This is a genomic window from Vibrio sp. B1ASS3 (genome assembly GCF_905175355.1).
Lineage (GTDB): Bacteria > Pseudomonadota > Gammaproteobacteria > Enterobacterales > Vibrionaceae > Vibrio > Vibrio owensii.
In genome coordinates this window covers 559,844-584,472 of sequence record NZ_HG992743.1, presented here as the reverse complement: position 1 = coordinate 584,472, position 24,629 = coordinate 559,844, and the positions used below count along the sequence as shown (strand labels likewise).

General features: G+C 46.2%; 25 protein-coding genes. 12 read left to right on the top strand and 13 right to left on the bottom strand.

All coding sequences use genetic code 11. The features are described 5' to 3' along the window. The first annotated feature begins 89 nt into the window (after positions 1–89). Together KJB05_RS28900 and KJB05_RS21135 are read left to right on the top strand one after the other, a co-directional pair. Positions 90–221: a hypothetical protein gene (locus KJB05_RS28900; RefSeq protein WP_009706196.1), complete on the top strand. Its 132-nt coding sequence runs from the start codon at positions 90–92 to the stop codon at positions 219–221. A gap of 236 nt (positions 222–457) precedes the next feature. Beyond that, positions 458–997: a peroxiredoxin family protein gene (locus KJB05_RS21135; RefSeq protein ID WP_005435499.1), complete on the top strand. Its 540-nt coding sequence runs from the start codon at positions 458–460 to the stop codon at positions 995–997. Positions 998–1,111: 114 nt separating this feature from the next. Here the strand turns inward: KJB05_RS21135 and KJB05_RS21130 are convergent, their stop codons facing one another. Continuing rightward, positions 1,112–1,480, bottom strand: coding sequence for a helix-turn-helix domain-containing protein (locus KJB05_RS21130; RefSeq protein ID WP_005435493.1), 369 nt, complete (start codon positions 1,478–1,480; stop codon positions 1,112–1,114). Positions 1,481–1,647: 167 nt separating this feature from the next. After that, positions 1,648–2,232, bottom strand: a complete 585-nt coding sequence (locus KJB05_RS21125; protein WP_005375454.1) for an NAD(P)H-dependent oxidoreductase — start codon at positions 2,230–2,232, stop codon at positions 1,648–1,650. A 270-nt stretch (positions 2,233–2,502) separates the two neighbouring features. On the opposite strand from KJB05_RS21125, the gene KJB05_RS21120 reads away from it, so the two are divergent. The 3 genes from KJB05_RS21120 (at position 2,503) to KJB05_RS21110 (ending at position 4,358) form a co-directional block, all read left to right on the top strand. After that, positions 2,503–2,844 carry a winged helix-turn-helix domain-containing protein gene (locus tag KJB05_RS21120; protein ID WP_009706198.1) on the top strand — a complete coding sequence of 114 codons (342 nt, stop codon included), beginning with the start codon at positions 2,503–2,505 and terminating at the stop codon, positions 2,842–2,844. Between the two features lie 86 nt (positions 2,845–2,930). Then, positions 2,931–3,986 (top strand): ACR3 family arsenite efflux transporter, encoded by a 1,056-nt coding sequence (gene arsB, locus KJB05_RS21115; protein WP_208445253.1) that lies wholly within the window; start codon positions 2,931–2,933, stop codon positions 3,984–3,986. 153 nt (positions 3,987–4,139) lie between these two features. Continuing rightward, entirely contained in the window at positions 4,140–4,358 is a 219-nt protein-coding gene (locus tag KJB05_RS21110; RefSeq protein WP_104047945.1) for a hypothetical protein, read from the top strand. A 35-nt stretch (positions 4,359–4,393) separates the two neighbouring features. Here KJB05_RS21110 and KJB05_RS21105 read toward each other — a convergent pair whose 3' ends face one another. Both KJB05_RS21105 and KJB05_RS21100 read right to left on the bottom strand, forming a co-directional pair. After that, positions 4,394–5,176 carry a helix-turn-helix transcriptional regulator gene (locus KJB05_RS21105; protein ID WP_208445252.1) on the bottom strand — a complete coding sequence of 261 codons (783 nt, stop codon included), beginning with the start codon at positions 5,174–5,176 and terminating at the stop codon, positions 4,394–4,396. Positions 5,177–5,214: 38 nt separating this feature from the next. Beyond that, positions 5,215–5,748, bottom strand: a complete 534-nt coding sequence (locus tag KJB05_RS21100; protein ID WP_005435484.1) for a YbhB/YbcL family Raf kinase inhibitor-like protein — start codon at positions 5,746–5,748, stop codon at positions 5,215–5,217. Positions 5,749–5,937: 189 nt separating this feature from the next. Here KJB05_RS21100 and KJB05_RS21095 point away from each other — a divergent pair, with 189 nt between their 5' ends. Continuing rightward, positions 5,938–6,729 carry a PhzF family phenazine biosynthesis protein gene (locus KJB05_RS21095; RefSeq protein ID WP_208445251.1) on the top strand — a complete coding sequence of 264 codons (792 nt, stop codon included), beginning with the start codon at positions 5,938–5,940 and terminating at the stop codon, positions 6,727–6,729. A gap of 117 nt (positions 6,730–6,846) precedes the next feature. Here KJB05_RS21095 and KJB05_RS21090 read toward each other — a convergent pair whose 3' ends face one another. From KJB05_RS21090 to KJB05_RS21055, 8 genes are all read right to left on the bottom strand, one after another. Then, positions 6,847–7,209, bottom strand: coding sequence for a RidA family protein (locus tag KJB05_RS21090; protein ID WP_208445250.1), 363 nt, complete (start codon positions 7,207–7,209; stop codon positions 6,847–6,849). A gap of 14 nt (positions 7,210–7,223) precedes the next feature. Continuing rightward, the gene (locus tag KJB05_RS21085; RefSeq protein ID WP_208445249.1) at positions 7,224–8,270 is read right to left on the bottom strand and encodes a lactonase family protein; all 1,047 of its coding nucleotides are present in this window, start codon (positions 8,268–8,270) and stop codon (positions 7,224–7,226) included. Between the two features lie 79 nt (positions 8,271–8,349). Beyond that, entirely contained in the window at positions 8,350–10,803 is a 2,454-nt protein-coding gene (locus KJB05_RS21080) for a beta-N-acetylhexosaminidase (protein WP_208445248.1), read from the bottom strand. 90 nt (positions 10,804–10,893) lie between these two features. Next, on the bottom strand, positions 10,894–11,523 hold the full coding sequence (locus KJB05_RS21075; protein ID WP_208445247.1) for a bifunctional 4-hydroxy-2-oxoglutarate aldolase/2-dehydro-3-deoxy-phosphogluconate aldolase: 630 nt from the start codon (positions 11,521–11,523) through the stop codon (positions 10,894–10,896). Positions 11,524–11,539: 16 nt separating this feature from the next. Then, positions 11,540–12,484 (bottom strand): sugar kinase, encoded by a 945-nt coding sequence (locus KJB05_RS21070; protein ID WP_208445246.1) that lies wholly within the window; start codon positions 12,482–12,484, stop codon positions 11,540–11,542. Between the two features lie 102 nt (positions 12,485–12,586). Continuing rightward, positions 12,587–14,110, bottom strand: coding sequence for a sodium:solute symporter family protein (locus tag KJB05_RS21065; RefSeq protein ID WP_038895509.1), 1,524 nt, complete (start codon positions 14,108–14,110; stop codon positions 12,587–12,589). A gap of 234 nt (positions 14,111–14,344) precedes the next feature. Continuing rightward, positions 14,345–14,737, bottom strand: a complete 393-nt coding sequence (locus tag KJB05_RS21060) for a RidA family protein (RefSeq protein ID WP_005425100.1) — start codon at positions 14,735–14,737, stop codon at positions 14,345–14,347. 51 nt (positions 14,738–14,788) lie between these two features. Beyond that, positions 14,789–16,234 carry a D-aminoacylase gene (locus tag KJB05_RS21055; RefSeq protein WP_208445245.1) on the bottom strand — a complete coding sequence of 482 codons (1,446 nt, stop codon included), beginning with the start codon at positions 16,232–16,234 and terminating at the stop codon, positions 14,789–14,791. A gap of 179 nt (positions 16,235–16,413) precedes the next feature. Here KJB05_RS21055 and KJB05_RS21050 point away from each other — a divergent pair, with 179 nt between their 5' ends. The 6 genes from KJB05_RS21050 to KJB05_RS21025 all read left to right on the top strand — a co-directional run bounded on the left by KJB05_RS21050 (position 16,414) and on the right by KJB05_RS21025 (position 24,033). Beyond that, the gene (locus KJB05_RS21050) at positions 16,414–17,685 is read left to right on the top strand and encodes an amino acid deaminase (protein ID WP_208445244.1); all 1,272 of its coding nucleotides are present in this window, start codon (positions 16,414–16,416) and stop codon (positions 17,683–17,685) included. Between the two features lie 88 nt (positions 17,686–17,773). Further along, a complete protein-coding gene (locus KJB05_RS21045; RefSeq protein ID WP_005425077.1) occupies positions 17,774–18,637 on the top strand; it encodes a MurR/RpiR family transcriptional regulator in 864 nt (287 codons plus the stop codon). 420 nt (positions 18,638–19,057) lie between these two features. Beyond that, the gene (locus tag KJB05_RS21040) at positions 19,058–20,689 is read left to right on the top strand and encodes a methyl-accepting chemotaxis protein (RefSeq protein ID WP_208445243.1); all 1,632 of its coding nucleotides are present in this window, start codon (positions 19,058–19,060) and stop codon (positions 20,687–20,689) included. 368 nt (positions 20,690–21,057) lie between these two features. Next, positions 21,058–22,005, top strand: coding sequence for an HlyD family efflux transporter periplasmic adaptor subunit (locus KJB05_RS21035; RefSeq protein WP_208445261.1), 948 nt, complete (start codon positions 21,058–21,060; stop codon positions 22,003–22,005). 4 nt (positions 22,006–22,009) lie between these two features. Further along, positions 22,010–22,936 (top strand): ABC transporter ATP-binding protein, encoded by a 927-nt coding sequence (locus KJB05_RS21030; RefSeq protein WP_047101669.1) that lies wholly within the window; start codon positions 22,010–22,012, stop codon positions 22,934–22,936. After that, entirely contained in the window at positions 22,936–24,033 is a 1,098-nt protein-coding gene (locus tag KJB05_RS21025; RefSeq protein WP_208445260.1) for an ABC transporter permease, read from the top strand. Before KJB05_RS21030 ends, KJB05_RS21025 begins: the two co-directional genes overlap by 1 nt. Positions 24,034–24,108: 75 nt before the next feature. Here KJB05_RS21025 and KJB05_RS21020 read toward each other — a convergent pair whose 3' ends face one another. Continuing rightward, positions 24,109–24,480 carry a hypothetical protein gene (locus KJB05_RS21020; RefSeq protein ID WP_208445242.1) on the bottom strand — a complete coding sequence of 124 codons (372 nt, stop codon included), beginning with the start codon at positions 24,478–24,480 and terminating at the stop codon, positions 24,109–24,111. Positions 24,481–24,629 lie beyond the last annotated feature (149 nt).

Here is a 24,629-nt window from a genome sequence, read left to right as displayed (position 1 = left end):
AACTAGGAATAAACCACAGAAATCTACTCTCTTTTTCAGCTCCTCTTTTCTTCGCATACTGACCCTATCAGCAACAAGGAAGAAACACTATGCGATTCCAAATTCGATCAGCAAAAGACATGCCTACAATGGCAACCTATTTCCGAGAGCGCGTTGCGCATTCAGACAACAAGCTTGAAGTAATGGCTCTGGTAACAATGAACGATTTCTTCAACTGGTAAACGAACCTTAAGCAGAACTTAGCTCCTGATACTACACCCCCCACTTCGTTGTATCTTTAAGTTCTGCTTTCCTCTTCTAACTGTTTCTTTTTCTTGCCATTCATTATCTAGGTTACCAAAAGTTAACTAGTTGAAATGCCGCAAAACTGGGTCTACATTGAAGTCTCACCCCCTACACAATCGCTTTTATTGAGAAGGGGCATCCATGGATATATACCACCAATTCGGGAGTCATTATGGCAACTTCAGTGAAACTTAAAGCGGGCGACAGCTTCCCTTCTCTTCAAGCAACCTTGCTAGATGGTTCAAGCGTGACGTTAGGTCAGCCGCAAGGTGATGCGACTTGGCAAGCCGTATTCGTTTATCGTGGTAAACACTGTCCTCTTTGTACCAAATACCTCAATGAGTTAGAGGGCTACAAGCAAGCTTTCGCAGAAGCAGGCGTTGATATTCTTGCGGTTTCAGGCGATTCAAAAGAGCAGCTTGAGGGACATCTAGAGAAACTCGAAATCAGCTTCCCGATTGCTTACGGCTTAACCGAAGAACAAATGAAAACACTAGGTCTGTACATTTCACTGCCTCGTTCAGAACAAGAAACTGACCATAACTTCGCAGAACCAGGTCTGTTTGTGGTGAATGAACACGGCAACTTGCACGTGGTGGATATTTCAAACAACCCGTTTGTTCGCCCTGAGCTTGGCGCACTATCACGTGGTTTGGCTTGGATTCGTAATCCAGACAACAACTACCCTATCCGTGGTACGTTGGACTACTAAGCGGATTAAGCCCAATCAGTCCCAAACAACAATCAAACATAAAAAATGCCAGCGATATGCTGGCATTTTTATTGGCTTAAACCGTTAAGCGATGATGATATATAAAAGGCCGCGTTATTTACGCAACTCAATCTGGTGAGTCTCAGACCAGATTCGCAAATCATCAAGAATCTTAAGTGCGGTACGGCCGAACTCTGTTAGCTCATAGCTGACTGCAATTGGGCGATCGCTGATCACTTTGCGCACCACCATACCTTCCGCTTCTAGCTCTTTAAGGCGTTGGTCGATCATCTTTTTGCTTGCGCCGCCTAGCATGCGTGCTAAGTCATTGAAACGAACTGGGCCATCTTTCAAATGAAAAATCAAAGAGCCTTTCCATTTACCACCAATTAGACGCATCCCTTTCTCGATAGCACATGGCTCCGCACATACGTTCGCCACTGACTTACGACCTTTGCTATCTACACTGATTCTGCTTTCCACAATACACCTCAAGATACGCACCTAATCTAGGTAACGAAAAGTAAGCTAGATACATTTAGTGCTTTAGAGTAATAAAAACGTCACCTCGTCGCAAACAAATAAAAATGGACCGCATGCAGCAGTCCATCTCAATCCATCATTCAGTTCGCACTATGTTTCTAAAAGGATTAGAAGTTTTCGTTAATGTGCGCTTCGAAACGAACAAAATCGTTTTCGATATCTGCGTTCTTCATCACGTCGTAACAAGCGAATGTAGGCAGTGCTGACATACCAAAGAAGCGGAAGTTAGCGTGCATATGGAACATCAAATCGTCCACACCTTTACCTTGGAATAGGTATTCGTTCTCATCATCAAACGATTCTTCTGGCGCGTTGAATGTCAGTGACAGCATGTATTTGCTGTTGGTTTGAGTGCCGCCTGTACCATAGTTTTTCTTTGGTTCTTCTGCGCTACGACCATCGAATGCGCACAGTGCGCCGCCCATACCCGCAGTAAACACGTCGTCCATGTATTTTTTGAATGACCAAGGCACAGACATCCAGTTGATTGGGCTTTGGATGATCACGCGATCAGCCCATTCAAAGTGTGCGAGTTGCTCATCTACGTTGATCTCATCTTGCATTGTCACAACGCGAACCTCATGGCCTTTTGCTTGCAGAAGCGTCTGTGCTTTGTCGACAAGAGAAGCGTTTAAACGACCTTCTGAGTATGGTGATGGTTCGTGTGCATTGATGATCAGTACGTTGCTCATGGGATTACCTTTAAATAAGTTCACAAGATGACGCAATAACCATTGTGCGCCGGATGTGGTTTATTATGGTAACCTAGAAATATAGTGCAATTAGTTAACTTTTAGTAACCTACTTGATTTTTTGTTATATTACTGTTTTTAAAAGAGATATTTTTTAAATTTTTTATTCATCGTTATTTCCCGATTAATTTTTTCATCGATTTGTTGCATCTTCCACAGAGCAGGCGTACACTTTATCGCAATTCGACGATTAACTATTAAGGCCAGCGAATGAGTGATAAGTGCAACGACACGTGCGAAGTTGTTTTTCAGACAACGCAACAACAGCTCGAGAAAGAACAAACTCTAGCAGCACAAGCAAAAGCTTTGTCACACCCAGCACGTTTACGCATTCTGCATATCCTGCACACGCTCGATACCATGGGTGGTTGTTTGAACAGTGATTTGGTTTCTGAACTGGGTCTTGCGCAATCTACTGTTTCCGAGCACTTGCGTATTCTAAAGCAAGCTGGCTTTATCAGCGCCGAGCCAAACCCACCTAAGGTGTGTTACCGCATTCAACGCGACGCGTTTGATCAGTTCAATCTAGGATTTTCCAAGTTATTTGATTAATTCCCTTTGCACGCTGGTCAGGCGTGCAGAGATAAACTATACCTTTAACTATCGCCTTTCGACGATAAACGAATAAAGAGACCACTATGACTACTCAAGTTTTAAATAGTGCCAGCAACAAAATGAGCTTCCTCGATCGTTATTTAACGGTTTGGATTTTTGTGGCAATGGCAATCGGTGTAGGTATTGGCGCTGCTTTTCCGCAGGTTGCTGAATGGAATGAATCAATGTCAGTGGGCAGCACAAACATCCCACTAGCGATTGGTTTGATTTTAATGATGTACCCGCCTCTAGCAAAAGTAAATTACAACCTATTAGGTACCGTCACTAAAGACAGAAAAGCGATCACGCTGTCATTGGTAATGAACTGGATTGTCGGCCCTATTTTGATGTTCGTCCTTGCATTGACTTTCCTAGGTGATCATCCGGGTTACATGGTTGGTATCATTCTTATCGGCCTTGCTCGTTGTATCGCGATGGTACTTGTATGGAACGATATCGGTGGCGGTAACAAAGAATACGGTGCAGCCCTAGTTGCACTAAATAGTGCTTTCCAAATCGTGACTTACAGCGTCATGGCATGGTTGTTCATCACTGTTTTGCCACCAGTCTTTGGTTACGAAGGTTTCGTGGTAGATATCTCGATGACGGACATCGCGGAAAGCGTTCTGATTTACCTTGGTATCCCATTCCTAGCGGGCTTCCTAAGCCGTAAATGGCTGGTCGCTGCGAAAGGTGAGCAATGGTACAACGAGGTGTTCATCCCACGCATTTCACCAATTACTTTGATTGCACTACTAGCAACCATCGTACTGATGTTCAGCTTGAAAGGTGAAATGATTCTTGAACTGCCAATGGATGTTTTCCGTGTAGCAATTCCTCTTGGTATCTACTTTGTTTTGATGTTCTTTATCAGCTTCTTCGTTGGTAAAAAAATGGGCATCGACTACGACAAGAACGCGTCGATTGCTTTCACAGCAACAGGTAACAACTTTGAACTTGCGATTGCAGTTTCTATCGCGGTATTTGGCCTAAGCTCAGACCAAGCTTTTGCAGGTGTCATTGGTCCACTGATCGAAGTGCCTGTATTGATTGCCTTAGTGAACGTAGCGCTAAAAATGAAGAAGAAATACTACAAATAACCAAAGGTTATAGTGACTTGAAAGCGCCCGTCGTTAAAGCGATGGGCGCTTTTTTATATCCGCTCTAGGCATAGGCTTATTGACAAATTCCTATTTGCTAACTCAAAGTTTTGAACAATGTTTTAAATTAATCATTCACATAGGAGTTTGAGTATGAATTTAGAATATAAAAAACTGAAGTGGCATGCTGTTCTCAAGCTTTCACAACAGACAATTAAATACCTTGAAGAAGAAAACAGTACGAGCTGGAGTGACGTTGATAAAGTAAAAGCGAACGTCCACGCTGCAGAGTTACTGCAACAGCTTCTGTCTGATTTGGCGATTGCAGATTCCAAAGCACCAACTGCGTTGCACTCGATAAAACGCGCGTAAGCTATTAAACGCGCGCAAGCAATTATTCGCTAACGCTAACTGACCACAACCGTTTTGATGTAGTCACTCGGAGTCAATCCGAATTTGCCTTTAAAGCGTTGACTAAAACGCCCCTCGGATTGATAGCCGCAAGACTGAGCCAACAGCGCGACGTTGTAGTGGCCGTTCTGCATCAAATACAAGGCATGATTTAAGCGCACTTCCGCCAGCACTTCCCGATACTGAGTACCCTCTTGCTTGAGCTTGCGAATCATGGTCGCGCGGCTCATGGCAAAACGTTCAGCCACCAGTTTTAGTGGGTGTTCCTCTCCCGGAGAATGCGACAAATAACGGCTCAGCTTCTGGCTGAATGTTGTGTTCGCACTCGCAAACAAGTGATGCAACACGCCACGCTCAGCAAGTTGTTGATACAACCCCATTACCCAGAAGGTTTGGGTCTCTTTGCTCATGGTTTGTTGGTCAAACGAAAACAAAGCATTGAGCGTGTCTTCCAAAGCTTTATCGGCTTCTAATGTCGGCTTTTCTTCACCCTTATCAATGCTCGCGCTAAGTTCAAGCATTGCTTCTGACGGCAAACAATGAAAGCTGAACATTCTAGAGAGAAACTTACCTTTTTGCGGTAAGTTCTCAAAACTCAATGATGCGGAAGCCTCACAAAGCAGCAACTCAGAATGGGAAAGATCCAGCGCCGATTCTTTCCAGAAAAGACGCTTACTGCCCGTGATGATCTGAATGATACTTGGGGAATGGATCTTCACATTACGCAGTTTCTGTAACTGCTCGGCACGAAACAACGTGACTCGATATTGATGGCTCATCTATTCCCCCTCGTTTTCTATCATCTACCCATTACGGCTTAACGTGTGTACGTCGCCGTCAGTTTTGCTTTGTCTAATGCCATGCTATTAAGCGTAAAACCAACCACAGCAGCCGGTGTGTTTTCATCTAGGTTTAGTTTCTCTGTTGGCAATGCCCAAACCGTAAATTGGTAGCGGTGCATGCCGTCTGCTTCTGGTGGGCAAACGCCACCAAAACCAACCGTTCCGTAGTCAATACGCGACTCTTTACCGCCCAATTTTTCAATGTTCACTGCGCGTGGCAGTTCGCTAACTGAAGCTGGAATATTAAACGCAACCCAGTGCCAGAAACCACTGCCAGTAGGTGCATCAGGGTCATAAGCCGTGATTGCAAAACTCTTAGTTCCGGCTGGCGCATCCTTCCACATCAATTGTGGAGATTGGTTGCCACCATTACAGCCCCAGCTGTTGTATTCGAAGGTCTTCGCCATAGGATGACCTTCTTGGATGTCTTTACTGGTTAACTCAAATGCTTGCGCTGAACCCACTGCCAATAAGCTTAATGCCAAAACCGATGTAGTGATTGCTTTCATGATGATGCTCCTATTTCTTAAGTTCGGGATAAGTGTATGCCCCAAAAGAAACAGCAACCCACCATTAAGTATCAACAGAACTTATTTTAAGCCAATCAGTGATACTTTTCGTAATATTTTTAAATTTGCGCTTATCAGCGACTTATTTGGTTTATGCTGATTAGCCCAAAAGCAAACAAGGAAGCGTAAATGGAACTGGATATCTACGTGGTGGACGCCTTCACCGATACGCAATTCAAAGGCAACTCTGCAGCAGTGGTACCGTTAGAGGAATGGCTTGCTCCAGAGTTGATGCAGAATATCGCGGCAGAAAACAACTTGTCGGAAACAGCCTTTCTAAAATCCATTGGCGCAAACCAATATGAGATTCGTTGGTTCTCTCCGATTACTGAAATCGACTTTTGTGGACACGCCACACTGGCCTCGTCGTTAGTTCTGTTTGATGAGCTTGGCATTAGTGGCACGATTGAATTCCATACTCAAGAAGTAGGAACGCTCACCGTAGAAAAGAATACGCAAGGTAAGATCGAGATGACGTTCCCTGCTCGTCCTCCAAAAGCCGTTTCTGATATTCCCTCGGCGTTGATTGAAGGCTTGATTTGCGATGTGGAACGCGTACTGCTTAGCCCTCAAGCTTACTTCGTAGTGGTCAACAGCCAACAGGAGGTACTTGAGCTTCAATACCGTTCAGAACATCTCAAGACACTCGCTCCTCACGATGTGGTCGTTACTGCGAAAGGCGATCAACAAGACTTTGTATCGCGTTACTTTTGGCCTGCAAATGGTGGCGATGAAGACCCCGTAACCGGCTCGATTCACGCTGGATTAGCACCATTCTGGGCAGAAGAATTAGGCAAAACATCACTGGTTGCTTATCAAGCTTCTCAGCGTGGAGGCATTTTGCACTGTGAAGTAAACGGCGAACAAGTAAGAGTATCTGGCGACGGCGTGCTCTACATGAAAGGCAAGATTTTTGTGTAGACCTTTAGTTTGTCTATAGCATTAGTCCAATAGAACAAAGCCCAGCGTTATTGAGCTATATAACGCTGGGCTAGAGGATAACGCTGGGCTTGATGGTTTGAGTAGAGAGATGTCGAACTACTGGAACTTCTCACCCGCAGCAGCAACGAACGCCATTTCTACCAACAGTTCAGGGTTCGCCAATTCAACTTTGACGCAAGCACGGCTTGGTGCGCAGCCCTCAGGAAACCACGCATCCCACACTTCATTAAGGGCATCGAAGTTCACAAAATCCGTCACGTAAATCGTCACAGATAGAATGCGCGATTTATCGCTATCAACACTGGCTAGCATTTGTTCGGCTTGGTCGAAGATCTGCTGCACTTGCCCTTTCATATCTGCAGTTGTATCTGCTTCTGCCACCTCAACAAAGTTGGCAATACCGTTGAACACCGTTACATCAGACCAACGTTTGCATGGATTAATACGATGAATTGTCATGTTATTTCTCTTAATTACGGCTTCTCAACCAAACACACAGGCGCACCGATGTCGCATGAGTATCCGGTTGGAGTGATAGCGCCAGTTTCCGGATTCCTGTGAAAGCTAGCGACATTATGTGAATGTTGATTAGCAACGAGCATCCACTGCCCGTCACGGGATAAAACAAAATCTCTTGGGAACGCGCCACCACAATCGGACGCGGCAATTTGAACCGGAGTATTGCTAGTTACATCAAATGTGCTAATCAGATTTTGTGCGCGACATGAGACATAGACAAAGCGCTCATCCGCAGAGAGACGAATAGCAGACGCCGCTTCTTTGTTCTCCTCGTCGGTTAGCAGCTTCACTTGCTGAGCCAGATTCCATTGCCCCCTTTGCTTGTGAAGTACCGCTAGCGTTTCGGACAGTTCGCAAACAACGTACGCGACAGACTCATCACTATCGAAGACCAAATGACGAGGGCCAGAACCAGGAGGCATCGCGATGCTTTGAGAAAGTGAAAACTTAACTGTCTCACCATCTTTTTTATAGTCATAGAGATGAACACAGTCTGTGCCTAAATCGACCACAGCCAATTGAGCGGAATGTTCTAGAAAAGTGACTTGATGGGCATGAGGGGAAGTTTGACGGTCAATATTGGGGCCATTGCCTTCTACATACAATTCTGCAATGGATTTCAATGGCTTACCTTGCTCATCAAGTTGGTAAACACTTACATTGCCGGAACCGTAGTTTGCAACAGCGAGTAACTCTTCTTTAATGTCGATATGGCAAGGGTAATCACCTTCAATTGGCAATGCATAGCTGTCTGTTTTTTCAGAAAATATTAGCTCTGCACCTTCCAAGCGATCGACTTCATTAAAGGTATATAAACCCTCTCCTTTGAGCGCAAGGTAAGAAGGGTTACGAACCGTTTTTACTGCTTCTGGAACATGTTCATTGATGAGCGTTAATGCGCCAGTAGCAGTATCGAGAGAAACACACGCAATGCCCTGACTTTGGCTTGGTGAATCGGTATAGGTGCCTACATAAAAATGTAAGTGACCATTTACTATCATGGGAAACCTTTGGGAGATAAAAGAGTGCTTAACCGATAAGATGCCGTCTGCGTTATCAGACGGCAATCCCTTTTAGTTATCAATCGGTTAAAGTGTGAAGCAACTGCTCGGTTGGTACTACGATGGCGACAATCGTTTCATCAAAAATAATCGCATTTTCATTGATGATGCGTTGATACGCTTCAGCGTCAGATTGGCTAATGTCACTGCCCTGCTTGGCGAGCTCAATCAAGGTTAAACCTAAATCGGCAACTTTGATTGCGGCTTCTGCAACTGGCACTGTTTCTACCGACGCCACGTTTGCAGCGAAAATAGGTTTGGCTTGCTGCGCCGCTAACTTAACGCTTTGATAATGCATCGCTAACGCATCCAACGCGGTTTTATCACCTTGAGCATAAGCCGCGACCAAATCTTGCATCTCATACACTGCTAGGCTTTCTACTGGCAATGCATCCGCAAAGCGGTTTAGTCGCTCATACTGATTGTACAAATCACCTTCAATTGGCGTAGAGATCCATTTCTCCCAATGACGAGCGTAGTATTGAGCCGGATCGATGTACTTCGCTAACGTTTGTAGCGGCGTTTCGTCCGCACCATTGGCAAGACGTTTTAGCATCATATTGGCATCGGCGTGATGGCGTAGACCAAGCGAGATCTCAGACCATGTATCCATCACCTTCATGCGCTTGTACATGCTGCGCTCATCGGTCAGGTCTTGGCTCGACCATAGACGCTCAGCAATCGCGTAACTTCGTGGCCATAAGCGTTGCTCGATGGTCATTGAATCGAGGTTCTCACCCCAGATAGTGATTTCTCCGCCTAAAATTAACTGCTGTTCTTTTTCGATCAGTTCAGCAGGATAGCCACCGTTCGGCTCAGGAATGACACTCCCCTGCATGTCACTGCTCGCGACCAATTCTCCAGTCGCAGGCCAACGAACATTGCCAATCAATTGGTAACTGGTGTCTTTCAACTTGCCATCCGCAAAGTCATAGTTGAATTCGGTGTAAGACATAAAGTTATCGAAATGCCCTTTAAACTTCACACCCGGCACGTACTCGATGATGAACACCTCTTCACGAGACTTACCGTTGTAATCGGTAAACGCACGGTAGCTGCCGTCTGTCGCTTCAATAATGGTTAGATTACCTGTACGTGGACCGCCTTTGTTACGCGGTTTCACCCAATCGTAAGTCGCGAATTTCTCACCTTGATGAAGTTGATCATCAACCGTGATGCCTTTCGGCATTGGATCATTGCGATAGTGGTAACTGGTTGGCTGCGGCTGGTCTAGGTAGTAGCCTGTTGAGAGAATACCTTGGTAGCCCTCTTTTGCTGCTCGACCGATACTGTCGTGCCCTTGCCAACTTTGAATCACAATCGAGGTAGGAAGGTCTTTGTGCCAGATTTCATCCCAGCCAGTCATCTTCTTACCGCGCTGTTCCAGCATCTGTTCAACCTTGGTGTTCAGATACGATTGAAGACCACGTTCACCATCCAGATTGTTGTCTTTGATGAATTGCTGAATCTTCGGGTTGTCTTTCCACTGTTGGTAATTTGGTTCATCACCGCCGATATGGAAATACTCATCTGGGAAGAGCTCAACCACTTCGTCAAACACGCTCGCCAGCATCTTGTAGAGTTCAGGATTGGTCGGGTCCATTAACGGCTCAAACACACCCCAGCCACGTTGATGCGGATAAGATTGCTCACCCATACCAGACATTAATTCAGGGTAAGCGTGCGCTACTGCCGAAGCATGTCCCGGCAAAGAAATTTCAGGGATAACTCGAATCCCAAGGTTACGCGCGTAATTCACCACATAGCGGATTTCATCTTTGGTGTAGTAATCACCATCTGCGGTGTCTTGCCACAGTTTTTGGTAATTATCGAGCTGGATACGAATCGCTTGGTCATCCCAAATATGCCAATGGAAGACGTTCATTTTTGCTGATGCCATCGCATCGAGTTGACGAAGGATCACGTCGAGTTCAATGAAGTGACGAGAAGTGTCGTAAGAAACACCACGCCAAGGAAAACGTGGCTCATCTTGAATCGACACCGCAGGCACAAAGTAGCCAGTCGCGTCCGTAGTCACTAACTGCAAGAAGGTTTCTAAACCATGGAAAGCACCGTAAGGGCGTTCGGAGCGAATGATGATCTGACCATTACGCGATTCAAGTTGGTACGATTCATCGCTGTTAATGTCTTGCACCTCTGACTTGGGCGCATTACGAATATCAATCACCAGAGTCGCGTCTTTTTCCGACTCGGCATGCCAGTTCAACATCGGTAAGCCGGTTTGGCGATACAGACGGTCCATGGTGCGCTTTGCGTTGAACTGCACGCGCGGGGAATCGTAACCTTTGATGTAAATGCTGAAGGATTTATCCAGTGTGATTTTACCCTGCCCCAACTCTACATTTTGTGGGTAAGGCATTAGGTTAAGATCGGTGTTGGGAGTTATCGCCATCGCTGCCGTTGGAATTGTGATTAAGCCTGAAATGAGTAGTGCTAATGTACCTTTGTTCATCCGCGCCATCCTATCGTTGTTATTATTGTTCAACCCAAGTCACGCTATTTAATGGGGTCTGGTGACTTGGGTAAAAGAGCTCTGTTTGAGTTACGCAACCAGCTCTACTGCTTCACGAACCAGCTTACCAATTTTGTCCCATTGTTCGTTTTCAATTAAGCTCGGTGCCACCATCCAAGTGCCACCGCAACAAACCACACGGTCGATGGCTAGGTAATCATTGACGTTGCTTTTACCGATACCGCCTGTCGGCATCAGACTCACATCAACGTATGGAGCCAGGAGCGACTTCACCATCGCGATACCACCGCTCGCTTCTGCCGGGAAGAGTTTGAGGAAGTTCAACCCCAGCTCAAGTGCTTGTTCAACCTGACTTGGGTTATTCACACCCGGCACGATTGGCATGTTAATTTCTTGGCAGCGACGCACGGTATTTGGGTTCAACCCCGGCGCGACAATAAACTCTGCACCCGCGTCTTTCGCTTGAGTAATTTGCTCTGGAGTCAGTACCGTGCCAGCACCGATACACATTTGCGGATAAGCATCACGCATGGCTTTAATCGCATCGGCTGCGGCTTCTGTTCGAAACGTCACTTCCGCAACTGGCAGACCGTTTTCTACTAACACCTTCGCCAATGGAATCGCGTGCTCAACCTTGTTGAGTTGAATAATTGGAATAACTTTGAATTGCTGAAGTTGCTTAATCATTGCTTGGGACATAATACGTTCTCGGAAATTATCGAATTAGATGAGTCATGGCGTCATTTGGAATGATTGCGCCAGGATATTGAATAACGGTTGCCGCCAGTGCGTGACCGAGTTGGGCAGACTGCTCACAGCTTTGTCCGGTCAATCGTCCTGCAAGGTAACCAGCAGCAAATGAATCGCCGGCGGCACAGGTGTCGATCACTTTGACAACCTTCTCGGCGGCTACGTAAGCGGTTTGCTTGTCATCACCATGCGACCAAACCAGTTTGCAAGGCTCACAGCCACGTTTAATCACGATTTCTTGGCAACCAAAGCGAAGGCAGCGCTGCTCGGCACTTTCCTCTTCACCCCATACCAAGACATCATCGTCTTCAGTGATAAGCGCAATGTCGACTAAAGGCAGAATTTGGCTGTACCAATACTTTGCCTCTTGTGCAGACCAAAGTTGAGGACGGAAGTTATTATCGAACATAACCTTGCCTCCAGCTTGTGAGAACTGACTTAACGCCTTTTTAAGCCTTACTTTGCTATCGTCATTTAGAATCGCAATGCTGATGCCACTCAGATAGAGATAATGCAGCTCTCGGTTCGCAATCGCGGCTTCTAATTTGTTGAGCGAAGAGGTAGAGAAGTAACTTTTAACGGCTGCGCTGTCACGCCAATAAAGAAAGCTGCGTTCGCCTTCTTGGTCAGTCTGCACCATGTACAAACCCGGAAGCTGAGCTGGGAAGATCTCGACAAGATCAGTCGCAATGCCCTCTTGTTGCCAACTTTCCAAAAGCTCTTGAGAAAGTACGTCTTCCCCAAGACCGGTCGCGTAGGACACTTGGACAAGCTGCTGAGCCGTCAGTCGAGAGAGGTAAAGTGCGGTATTGAGCGTGTCGCCACCAAAGCCTTTGCGAATTGGGTCGCCGCTCAGTTCAATCATGCATTCGCCAAAGAAAGCAATTTTAGTCAGGGATGAATCGGTCATCGTTCACCTACTTTGGATTAATTTAGAATGGTGGCTCGGGGGAGCCACCAGTTTGTCAGGAGCTAATAAGCGAGTTTCTGTTCGAGCCGAAACTCTCTGCTGTTAAGCGTTTTGATTTGCCGCCGTTGCGCGGTTTTGTAGAGAAGCGTCTTCTTCCAGAACGCCTTTGTCAGACAGTTCCATTTCCATCAGAGCACGCTCATCATCTAGGATTGCTCGTGCCATTTCTGGTGACACTTGGTTAGCTGGAGTCACTAGGCTCACTGCCACGCCCGCTGTTAGGGCAAACAAACAAGATGGAATGACTGGGTTGCCCCAGAAAGCGGTTAGGTCTGGGCTCATCATTACAGCAAATGAAGCGATAGACGCACCTGCCAATGTTGCCAATGCACCTTGCCAGTTGTAACGCTTCCAGAAGCGACCCAACATACCGCACACGAACATGCCAGACATAACTGTCGAGATCATCTTAGTGATGTAGCCGATGATGTCGTTCGAAGTTAGAGCGAACAGCAATGCACAACCGATCACCACAACCAAAGCCAAGCGAGAGTAATTCAACATAGATTCTTTGTTTGGCACGCGACCGGTGAACATGACGTAAACATCACGCAGTAAGATAGACACGCCCGCAATCGCATCGGAACTTGCACTCGACATGGTTGCCGATAGACCAGCAATCAGAACGATAAGACCAACACCTACTGGCAATACCGTTGCCGCGATGTATGGGAAAGCAAAGTTCGCGTTGTTTAGTTCAGGGTCAATCGCATGCGCCGCCATACCAATGACTGCTGGAATGATAGAGAAGAACAAGTACAGCACACCAGAAGCCACGAACGAACGGCGGATGGTTGATACATCTTTGCCTGAGTAGATGCGTTGGCGGAATGAAGGCGTTGCAAGTACACCCACACCAATCACAACAGCAAGAGAAACTGCAGGGATTAAACCAAGCTTATCAATCGCAAGGAAGCTAACCGCTTCTGGATCCATGGCTGAATACAGGTTATCCAAGCCGCCAATGTGCTGCACAGACAGTACCGCCATTAGGATGAAGCCAACAAACAAGATGATAGCTTGAATGGTATCCGTCCAAACCACCGCCGTGTAGCCGCCAATAACGACGTAAATAGTAAACGCTGCTGCGATGATCATCTTCGCAGTGCTCAGCTCAATATCGGCAATCCACGCTAGGTACATACCACCACCAAGGATGTGTGCGCCCAACCAGCCAATAGAAGCGATAAAGATAAGCAGACCAACCACGTTCTTCACGATGCGGTTTGCACCTACGTAGTATGCGAGCTCTTCACTCATGGTCATAAAGTTGAGTTTACGAACTGGCGCAAACCACAGCGCCAATAACAAGATACCAATTGCGCCGCCAATGCCATAAAGCGCACCGGCCCAACCGTTTGAGTAACCAAAGCCAACCGCGCCCATACTTGAGCCCGTGCCAACCATGGTTGCTACCGTGGTACCTAATACGAGGAACAGAGGTAAGCCTCGACCACCGAGTAGAAAGTCTTCACCTGATTTTTGATTGCGAGAGACAAACCATCCCAACCAAATTAAAAATAAGACATACGCACCGAAGCCGGTAAGAAAAAGTGTACTGTTCATTGAACACCTCTCATATCAAAATCCATCTTTCAGATTGATATAATTCCAGCAGCAAGTATTAGATTTTATTCCAGAAATTATCTAATTTTATTTTTATAGCTTTTGCTAAATATATTAGGCACTACTGCTTTATGAAATTATATTTATGTAGGGAGTGAGAGTGCCAAAAAGATAATAACAGGAAAGTAATTATTTCCGGCACTCTATTTTATTGAATTAGGTAAAGTGTGATTTCTATCGGCGATCTTCGCGGTAGCAAGTCACATCGACTTCGACTTTCACGTCCACCACGAGATCACACACCATACAAATACGTGCAGGTGGGTGGTCACCAAAGAACTCTCTGAACACTTTATTGAACGATTGGAAGTAACGAGAATCCGTTAGCACCACCTTTACGTGTACCACGTCAGCTAACGTGTAACCTGCTTCTTCCATAATATCGACACAGTTTTGAATCGCTAAGCGAGACTGGTCAACGATACCGCCTTCTACCACTTCGCCATCAGTCATTGGTGTTTGACCCGATACGTATAAGAAGCCGCCCGCTTCAGTTGCACGTGCAAATGGTAAATGTTGACCGCCAGTACCTACGCCGCCTTCTACACCATAACGTTTAATTGACATAATATTCTCCAGTGATAATGCTCAATCTATAAAATTAATTTATTTAATAAGTTATTGATGGGTATTATTTCTATAAATAAATACGCCATTTCTATTTTCGGTGACTTTATCTTTTAAATAAGATAGTTCGCCATTTACAAATACAGATTCAATACCTTGCGAGACGGAAATTGGATTTTCGAACGTTGCAGTATCTTTAATTGTATTTGGGTTAAATAAAACCAAGTCTGCGTAAGCGCCTGTTTTTATTTCCCCACGATCTTTCAATTGGTAGCGTGTTGCCGACATCCCCGTCATCTTGTGAATCGCTTCTGCCAATGGGAAAAGCTGCTCTTCACGACAGTAATGCCCCAAGACTTTCGGGAATGTGCCCCACAAACGTGGATGTGGATGCGGGTCATTTGGTAATCCATCCGAGCCCACCATGGTCAACTTATACTTAAGGACACGTTTGACGTCGTTTTCATCCATGCAGTGATAAACCGCACCCGCAGGTTGCAACGCTTTTGCTGCTTCCATAAGAGGCAGTTGCATCTCGTCAGCAATGTCTTTCAGCATCTTGCCAGCGTGTTCAGGTTTACTTTCAGACCAAGTGATGAAGATGTCGATTTCATCCGTCACCTGTTTTAAATCCAGCGTTGAAGAACTGGCAGAATATGGGTAGCAATCGCAAGACACGTCTTGATGCTCAGAAACCTTATCCATCAAATCCAGCACTTCTACCGTACGTCCCCAGTTACCTGCACCTGCACATTTCAGATGAGAAATCACCACTGGCACTTTGGCGTACTGCCCAGTTTCAAAGGCTTCTTCCATTGCACTGATGATTTCTTCAAACTCGGTGCGCATGTGTGTGGTGTAGATACCACCGTGATGACCGAGAATTTCCGCTAAGCGCATCACTTCATCCGCGTTGGCTTGCTTGGCACTCGCATAAGCAAGACCCGAGCTCAAACCCAATGCACCCTCTTCCATCGCTTGTGCCAGTGTTTGGCGCATTTGCTCGATTTCTTCATCAGTAGCCGTGCGCAGTAAGTCATCCATCACGTTGTTACGTAAAGTTGTGTGACCGACCAACGCAGCGACGTTGACCGCAGGGTTCGCCGCTTGCACTGCCTTCGCATACTCCGCAAAAGTTGGGTATTTGAAGTCTTCCTGCTTGCCCAATAGATTCATTGGGTCTGGCGGGGTATCACTGAGTACCGCAGGGCTCGCGCTAATTCCGCAATTGCCTACGATTACCGTCGTCACACCTTGGCTGATCTTTGGCAAGCAGTCAGGGTAACGAATCACATTGGTGTCATCGTGCGTATGCACATCAATAAATCCCGGAGCCAACGCAAGACCCTGACCGTTGATAACCTTCTTTGCAGAAAGCTCGTCTAGCTGCCCTACTTGCTCAATACGATCTTGACGAATCGCAACATCAGCAATGAATGGTGCTGCACCCGTACCGTCAAATACCTCTACGCTTTTGATAATGGTATCGAACAACATACTTCACTCTCTTCGTCCGTCGTTAACATGATTCCATCTTAATAATTATTGAAATTTAAACAGTGAAGAAACACACAAAAAACTCAAACTTGTTTGATACTTTCTAACATATTATTTATGGTAGTTAGCAACAAACACTTAATATCAATCACTTAGACCATGTTAGAAGTAGGTGCGCCATGAAAGACAATCGACAAAAGTGTGATAAAAACTATCATAATGAGTGTGTTACCACGCCAGGTTACGGAGAAAAGGCTCAACCTGTTGCGTGCAATTCCGATGGGTTACACAGTTTGATCCATGAAGAGATCACCTTGCCCGCTGCAGTGATCAAATCTTCTTCATTGAAGAACAACCTCGATTGGATGCAGCGTTTTGCCAATCAGCACAAAGTGAAGTTGTCACCACACGGTAAAACCACCATGACTCCCGCTTTCTTTCAGCAGCAATTAAAAAACGGCGCTTGGGGCATTACCGTCGCAACGCCGGCTCAGGCAGAGATTGCGGCGCTAGGCGGAGCGAAAAACATCATCATGGCGAACCAACTAGTTGGGCGCGCAAACATGACTATCATCGCCAACCTGATTGAAACCCACGGGGTCAACTTCTATTGCTGTGTGGACTCAAACCGAAACGTCAAAGCGCTAGAGCGTGCCTTCGCTGAACATCAATTGCCACTTAATGTACTGATTGAGTTTGGTGTCGAGGGCGGTCGCTGTGGGTGCCGAAATCAACAAGATGTGGTTGAGCTCGCCACTCTCATCCACCAGCAACCTCACCTTACGCTCAAAGGTATCGAGGTTTACGAAGGTGTCATTCATGGTGACAATGCTGAGCAGGACATCCGTGACTTCCTCAACACCACACTAGAAATCGCCGCCCAACTACAAAGCGATAAGTTGATTGAGTCCAAACCTCTGGTCACTGGCGCAGGCTCTGCTTGGTATGACGTGGTTTCTGAATGCTTTGCCAACCTAGAAGATTTTGACGCCATCATTCGCCCAGGTTGCTACGCAATTCATGACACAGGCATTTACCTAGACGCACAAAACAAAGTCATGCAGCGCGCTGAAAACAACCAAGGTGCCGCGTGTGACTTAGGTGGTGATCTGGAATCAGCACTAGAGCTTTGGGCTTATGTGATTTCTCGCCCTGAGCCAACCAAGCTAGTTGCCGGATTCGGTAAACGTGACGTGGCGTTTGATGCTGGATTGCCAATCCCTGAGCGCGCATACCGCGAAGGTGAGTCAATCTCTATTGAAAGTGCGGTAACGACCGCGGTGATGGATCAGCATGCGTTCATCGAAGTAGACGCAAACAGCGACCTCCAAGTGGGTGATATGATTGCCTTCTCAACCTCTCATCCATGTTTAACGTTTGATAAGTGGCGTGCCGTGGCGGTTTGTGATGATGAGTATCAAGTCACTCATTGGGTGAAAACCCGTTTCTGATGATGAGCTTAGTGAGGCTTTTCGTTATACTTCATGCCAAACCAGTGGAGGCGGCACAATCGCCTCCATGCAAAGATAGGAACACAGCTTGAGTTTAGAAGTCGATATTATCTCTCAAATCACTGAACGTTTCAGTGCGCTGCGCGATGCCGAAAAGAAGGTCGCGAAGTTGATCATGGACGACATTCAAACTGCCGCCAATGCCAGCATTACTGAACTGGCAGAAAGTGCAGAAGTGAGTGAAGCCACCATCACCCGTTTTGCCAAAGCTGTTGGCTGTAAAAACGTGCGTGATATGAAGATCAAACTGGCACAAACCTTAACGGTTGGACAACGATTCATCCTTGAACCGCCTGATCAAAGTGGCTACCAAGGCATCTATGAGTCGATCAAGCAATCCCTTGATGTAAACCGCAGTTTGATTGTTGAAGAAGATATCGACACTGCCGTGAACTGGCTGCACAACGCAAGACAAGTGATCTGTATTGGTATGGGTGGCGGTTCAACCATCGCAGCACAAGAGATGCAACATCGTTTGTTCCGTCTGGGCTACCCTGTTGTGGCGTACAACGATGGCTTGTTATCGCGCATGATTGCGGCGACTGCAGACGCGAACGATGTGTTGGTGATGATCTCAGCCACTGGCTATACCCCTGCCATCATAGAAACCGCGCAATTAGCCAAGCAGTACGGCGTGAAAGTTATTGTGATTACTCCGAAAGACACGCCTTTGACTGAGCAAGCCGATTTGGTTCTGCCTATTGAGCACCAAGAGACGGACTTCATCTACAAGCCATCGGCTTCTCGTTACGCGATGTTGGCTTTGGTTGATGTACTTTCGATGGCGTTAGCCGTTAATCATAAGCGACGCTCGCGCGATAAACTTCGTCGACTCAAAGTTGCCCTCGACTCTTATCGTGGCGGTTTGGAAAGACAGCCTCTTGGTGATTAAACCAACGTAGTCTAGATACCCAAAATCTCGCTGATAAAACTCAAACAATGAAGCCCGATGTTCAGCATCGGGCTTTTATTTTACCGAAATAACACTTCAATTCGGTACGATGTCTTGTTTTAATATTTAGGAAAACTTGCTAACACATAAATAACGAAATTAATCAATAAGAAAATTCCGATTGAATGTAAGGTTATCAAGATTAATACCAATTCGTACTCGAAATAATTTATAAGTTAATTAATTATTTCCCTCATCAATATTGATTAACTATTAACTTATTTTCAAACGAAATATGAACATTAAGTTTCCATTTTATTTTGGTTTCCGATAAAACTATTTGAGACTTTCATCACACTAAATCTCAAATCTCAGGAATAGACTCCGAGCCTTTCAAGCCCCCCAATTTACAGTGAGTCTATGAAACTTTCTAACCTAAGTATTAAAAGTAAAATCAGTGCGTTGATACTTGTTATCTCCGCTGCCGTCATTGCGTTATCTTTCTTCTTTACCTCTCAAATAAAACTTATTGATGGCAAGATGACAGAATTTTCTGACACCACAGTGCCAAGTATTTTATTGGTAAAAAACATTGAAATCGAAATTGGCACCTTAAGAAAAGACGAATTCTCTTTGCTGACCAATGTAAACCATCCTGAATTTAACACTTGGCTTAAAGGTTTGGATGAATCAGAAAATAAAATCGACAACTATATTGAACAATACGGTAAATCACTTTGGGATCAGCGCGACCGTGATGCTTATAATGAAGTATCGAGTGCGTGGTCAAAATACCGTAGCTTCAACGACAAATATTCAGAGCTACTAACCACGAAACGCATTGACGAAGCCAACGCTATGCTGCTGGATGGTTTTTCAACATTCCAAGCACTTTCTAGCTCGATTAAAGATCTGGTTGAGTTAAACCAAACCTTCATCAAAGAAGACATCAACAGCACTCACGATGTGGTTGCAGACGCCATCACTTATAGCATTATCGCGATTGTTGCTTTATTGGCATTGAGCTTTGTACTTGGCTTATTCCTCACAAAACAAATCTGTTCCCCACTGCAATACGTGGTTGAAATGGCCTCTAAGATTGCTTCTGGCGACCTTACCTACAAACTTCCGCGTAATAAAATTGGTAACGACGAGCTCGGTTTATTGGCAGACGCCTGTGAAGATATGCAAGCCAAGCTGCTGAGTCTGGTCGACAGCATCTCTTCTACTACCGCTCAGGTAAGCACCGCTACCGAGGAAGTGAGCGCCATTTCAGAACAAACCTCTTCTGGCATGGATGAACAACAGCAACAACTTAACCTGATTGCGACCGCCATGAACGAAATGCAAGCAACGGTGCATGATGTAGCAAGCAACACAGAAGCCGCTTCAGAAACTGCAAACAGTGCCTCTCAAGAAGCCAAAGAAGGCTTAGAAGTGGTTCAAGAGTGTATTGAACAGATCAACGAAGCTTCAGTCGCGATTCAATCTGTTGGCACCATGGTAAGTGAGCTAGAGCAAGACGCATCGAACATCAGCGTGGTGGTTGACGTGATTCAAGACATCGCAGAGCAAACTAACCTACTTGCTCTCAATGCCGCAATTGAGGCTGCCCGCGCGGGTGAACAAGGCCGCGGATTTGCAGTTGTAGCTGATGAAGTTCGTACGCTAGCGAGTCGCACACAAGCATCGACAGAAGAAATCATTTCTATCATCAGTAAGCTTCAGAACTGCTCGAAAACCGCCGTATCGGCTACAAATAACAGCAGCGATTTGATTCAAGTGTGCGTTGAACAAGCTCAGCGAGCAGGTACGACGATTGGTCACATTGAACAAAGCGCTGACAACATCGCCGAGAAGAGTATCCAAATCGCGAGTGCGTGCAGTGAGCAAAGCTCTGTGACTGAAGAGCTGCACCGCAATGTTGAACACATCAACCAATTCTCTAGTGAAGTTGCTACAGGCTCTCGTCAAACCGCGATTGCATGTCGAGACTTGAGTGAACTGGCGGTTGGTCTACAAGAAATCGTCAGTCAATTTAAAACGGCTTAAACAGCCATTAAAGGTTGCGTTAACTTTGTCCTAGCGCGCTCTGTAAAGGCCGATGCTCAGCCATCGGGCTTTACTTTATCTCGCCATTTCTTTACGCATGCACAGTAAACCTGATCCTTGTCTCGATTCTTCAATTTATCTTTCCTAATCCCACCAACATCACGGTAACCCACTATATTTGAATGAGAATATTCTTAGAGACCCATTCAAAGGTGAGGCCAGTTTCAATAATTAATCAATTGATGAATATTGAAGGAATTAACTTCCTAGCCGGACAAAACTGACTCACGTTACACTGAATTCAGTCCCACACTCTTCTATAGCTTGATACGAATTCGAGCTCACCTTCTTAGAGGAAGCGTCGCATGATGAAGCGAATCATTCTTGGCACCCTAGCCCTGACTCTTTTAACTGCCTGTTCCAAAGATGACGGACAGCAAGCCCTTGGCACATTAGAACGTGACCGCGTAACCTTTACTGCAACCTCTAGCGAGATAATTCGTGCCCTACCCATCAAGGAAGGCAGCCAAGTCACCGAAGGAGAAGTGCTGGTTCAGCTCGATACAAAGAACCAAGAAGCCGTTTTAGCTCACGCCGTAGCCGAACAAGCCAAGGCTGAAGCTTATCTTTTGAAATTGACCAATGGTGAGCGACCAGAAGACATTGCCGCAGCGCAAGCACGCGTTGCCAGAGCGGAAGCTCAATTGGTTGAAGCGCAAAAGAACTACCAACGTAAAGCGGAGTTAGTTCGCAAGAAACTCATCAGCCAATCAGAAAAAGACACCGCTTTAGCAGCCAGAGATTCTGCCCGTGCAGAGCTAGACTCCTCACAAGAAGAGTTCAGCAAACTAACGGCTGGCTCTCGCCCTGAAGATATTGAACAAGCGAAAGCCGCACTCATGGCAGCAAAAGCCGATGTGGCACTGCAAGAACAGAAACTGGCAGAGCTCACCATCACCGCCACGCGAGATGGCTTGTTAGATAACCTACCGTTTAACCTTGGCGAACGCGTCCCTGTCAATAGTGTTGTTGCTGTGATACAAGCAAGCCGCATCCCATACGCTCGCGTTTATGTTCCTGCCAACTACCGAGTCGATTTTGTGCCGGGTAAAACGGTTAACGTGCATGTAGATGGCGTTGAGCAACCATATAGCGGCACCGTTCGTTGGGTTGCGACTGAGCCTTCATTTACGCCTTATTTCGCGCTTACCGAGGAAGAACGCTCGCGCTTGATGTACCTAGCAGAAGTCGACCTTCAAGACTCAGCGCAATCCTTGCCTTCAGGTATTCCAGCGCAAGTGGATTTGGTGGAGTAAGCCAATGACCGAATACGCGATTCAAGCTGAAAATGTGGTGAAAAAGTTTGGTGACTTCACCGCCATCAACAACATCACGCTCAATGTACCCAAAGGCAGTATTTATGGTTTTCTTGGTCCCAACGGCTGCGGTAAATCGACAACCATTCGTGTGCTGACTGGCTTGCTTAGCCCAAGTGAGGGCAACGTGGATGTGCTTGGGCTAGAGATCCCAAAACAATCGGAACTGCTGCGCCTCAAGATCGGCTACATGACACAAAAATTCTCCCTCTATGATGACCTGACGGTTCAAGAGAATCTTGAGTTTATTGGACAAATCTTTGGTATGGAAACCAAGGCGCTGAAAGCTCGCATCGAAGAACAACTATCCACCTACGGTCTCGACCAACTACGTAAGCAGCGCGTCGGCGGAATGAGTGGCGGCCAGAAGCAGCGCTTGTCTCTCGCCGCAGCCACTATGCATAAACCAGAACTGTTGTTTCTTGATGAACCCACGTCTGCGGTTGACCCAGAGAACCGACGCGATTTCTGGGAGCAATTGTTTGATCTCTCTGACCAAGGCACGACGATTTTGGTCACAACACACTACATGGATGAAGCAGAACGCTGCCATCGTCTGGCGATTATGGAAGCTGGGGAAATCCGCGCCGATGGTGAGCCAGAAGAACTCATGGCGCAAATGGGCGTTAACATCGTCGAAGTCAAAGCGGATAACTTACGCGAGCTAAAAGAGAAAGTCATTCAGCGCGAAGAGGTACGCTCAGCCGCACAGCTCGGCATTCGCTTACGCATTTTGATCCACCAGCACATCGAACAACCGATCGAGTGGTTAACCCAAACCTTTCCTGAGCTTGAGGGCTGCGAGATGAACATTGCTCGCCCGAGCTTAGAAGATGTGTTTGTCAGTGTTACGGGAGAAGGTCGCCAATGATGAAATCTATCGCCCGTATGAAAGCGGTGATGATCAAAGAGATCCGTCAGCTTTCACGTGACCGAATTACCTTTGGCATGGTCGTGATGATCCCACTGATTCAGCTCCTGCTGTTCGGCTTTGCCATTAATACGGATATTCGTAACATTCCCGTTGGCGTCGTCGATCAAAGTGGCAGTACCGCCGGGCGCGTGATTACCGAATCCGTCAAAGTGACGCAAGTGGTCGATGTGGTAGAAACCTTTGCTACCGCTTCAGAAGCCGAGCAAGCCATTCAGGATGGTATTGTTCGTGCGGCTTTAATTCTACCTAGCGACTTAACCCAACGTATGGTGCAAGGCAGAGAGCTTGGCCAGTGGATTGTGGATGGTTCAGACACCATGATCAGTTCTGCGATTCTCTCACTACAAACCATGCCGTTAACGGATTTTGATTTTGAGATACGCCCTGCTCCAACCAAAACCTTTGAAGTTGCGCTGTATTACAACCCGAGTCGGCGCTCGGCGGTGAACATTGTCCCTGGTTTATTGGGCGTGATTCTGACTATGACTATGATCTTGTTCACCAGTGCAGCCATTGTTCGAGAACGAGAACGTGGCAATTTAGAGTTACTGATTACTACGCCAATCCATTCCATCGAACTCATGGTAGCGAAGATCATCCCCTACATCTTTGTTGGTCTGATTCAGGTGTTTATCATTTTAGGCTTGGGTCACTGGATATTTGGCGTGCCGATAAACGGCGCCATTAGTCAGATACTGTTTGGCACGCTGTTGTTTATCGCCGCGAGTTTAACCTTAGGTTTGGTGATATCCACCATTGCAACGACACAGCTTCAGGCCATGCAGATGACGGTGTTTATTCTTTTGCCATCAATCTTATTATCAGGGTTTATGTTCCCTTATGAAGGGATGCCCGTTGCGGCACAATGGATATCCGAAGCGCTGCCTGCCACTCACTTTATGCGTATTATTCGTGGTGTGGTGTTGCGTGGTGCAGATTTGATGGAGCTATGGCGAGATACACTTTGGCTAATGGGCTTTACGGTAATAGGTTTAGTTGTTGCGTCATTACGCTTCAAAAAATCACTCGATTAACCCATCAGATTCTAAAACTAAAAACGCTCCGGATTTGGAGGCGTTTTTATTGAATCATCAATTATCGTAGCGAGATCAGTAGTACTCACCCAGAGAACAATCGTGCAAATCTGAAATGCTATAACTTCTTAGCGAATTGATTTTGAAGTTGAACACCACTTGTTTGCATACGTTTCGACTGCGGTCGCTATAGGTAATGTAACCTTCGCTGTATGCACGTTTGCCGCTGGTTGAGGTGATGTCTGCGTTCAACTCCAGATGCGCCTTGTGCGCATCTACACGTTCCATCATCTCATGTACGTCAAGCCACTCTTCACGGTTGGCCATTTGGATCAGCATCGATTCCGCCTGTGTTTCTAGCTTTTGCGGATAAACGTAAAAACGGTTATAGGCAAAATAGGCGCTCATTAAAATAAGTATTAACACTGCTGAGGTAGTTCTTGTCATGCAAGTTGCCTCTTATCGTTATGAATTTTTCTCTTTGCTTCCTGTTCAGTATAGAAAGCGGATGAAGTTTAGGTTAAAGAATTCACACAAATAACAAGCGACGGTCAGAGTCAGTCAATTCCATGACAAGCCGTCGCTTGGTTTAACCT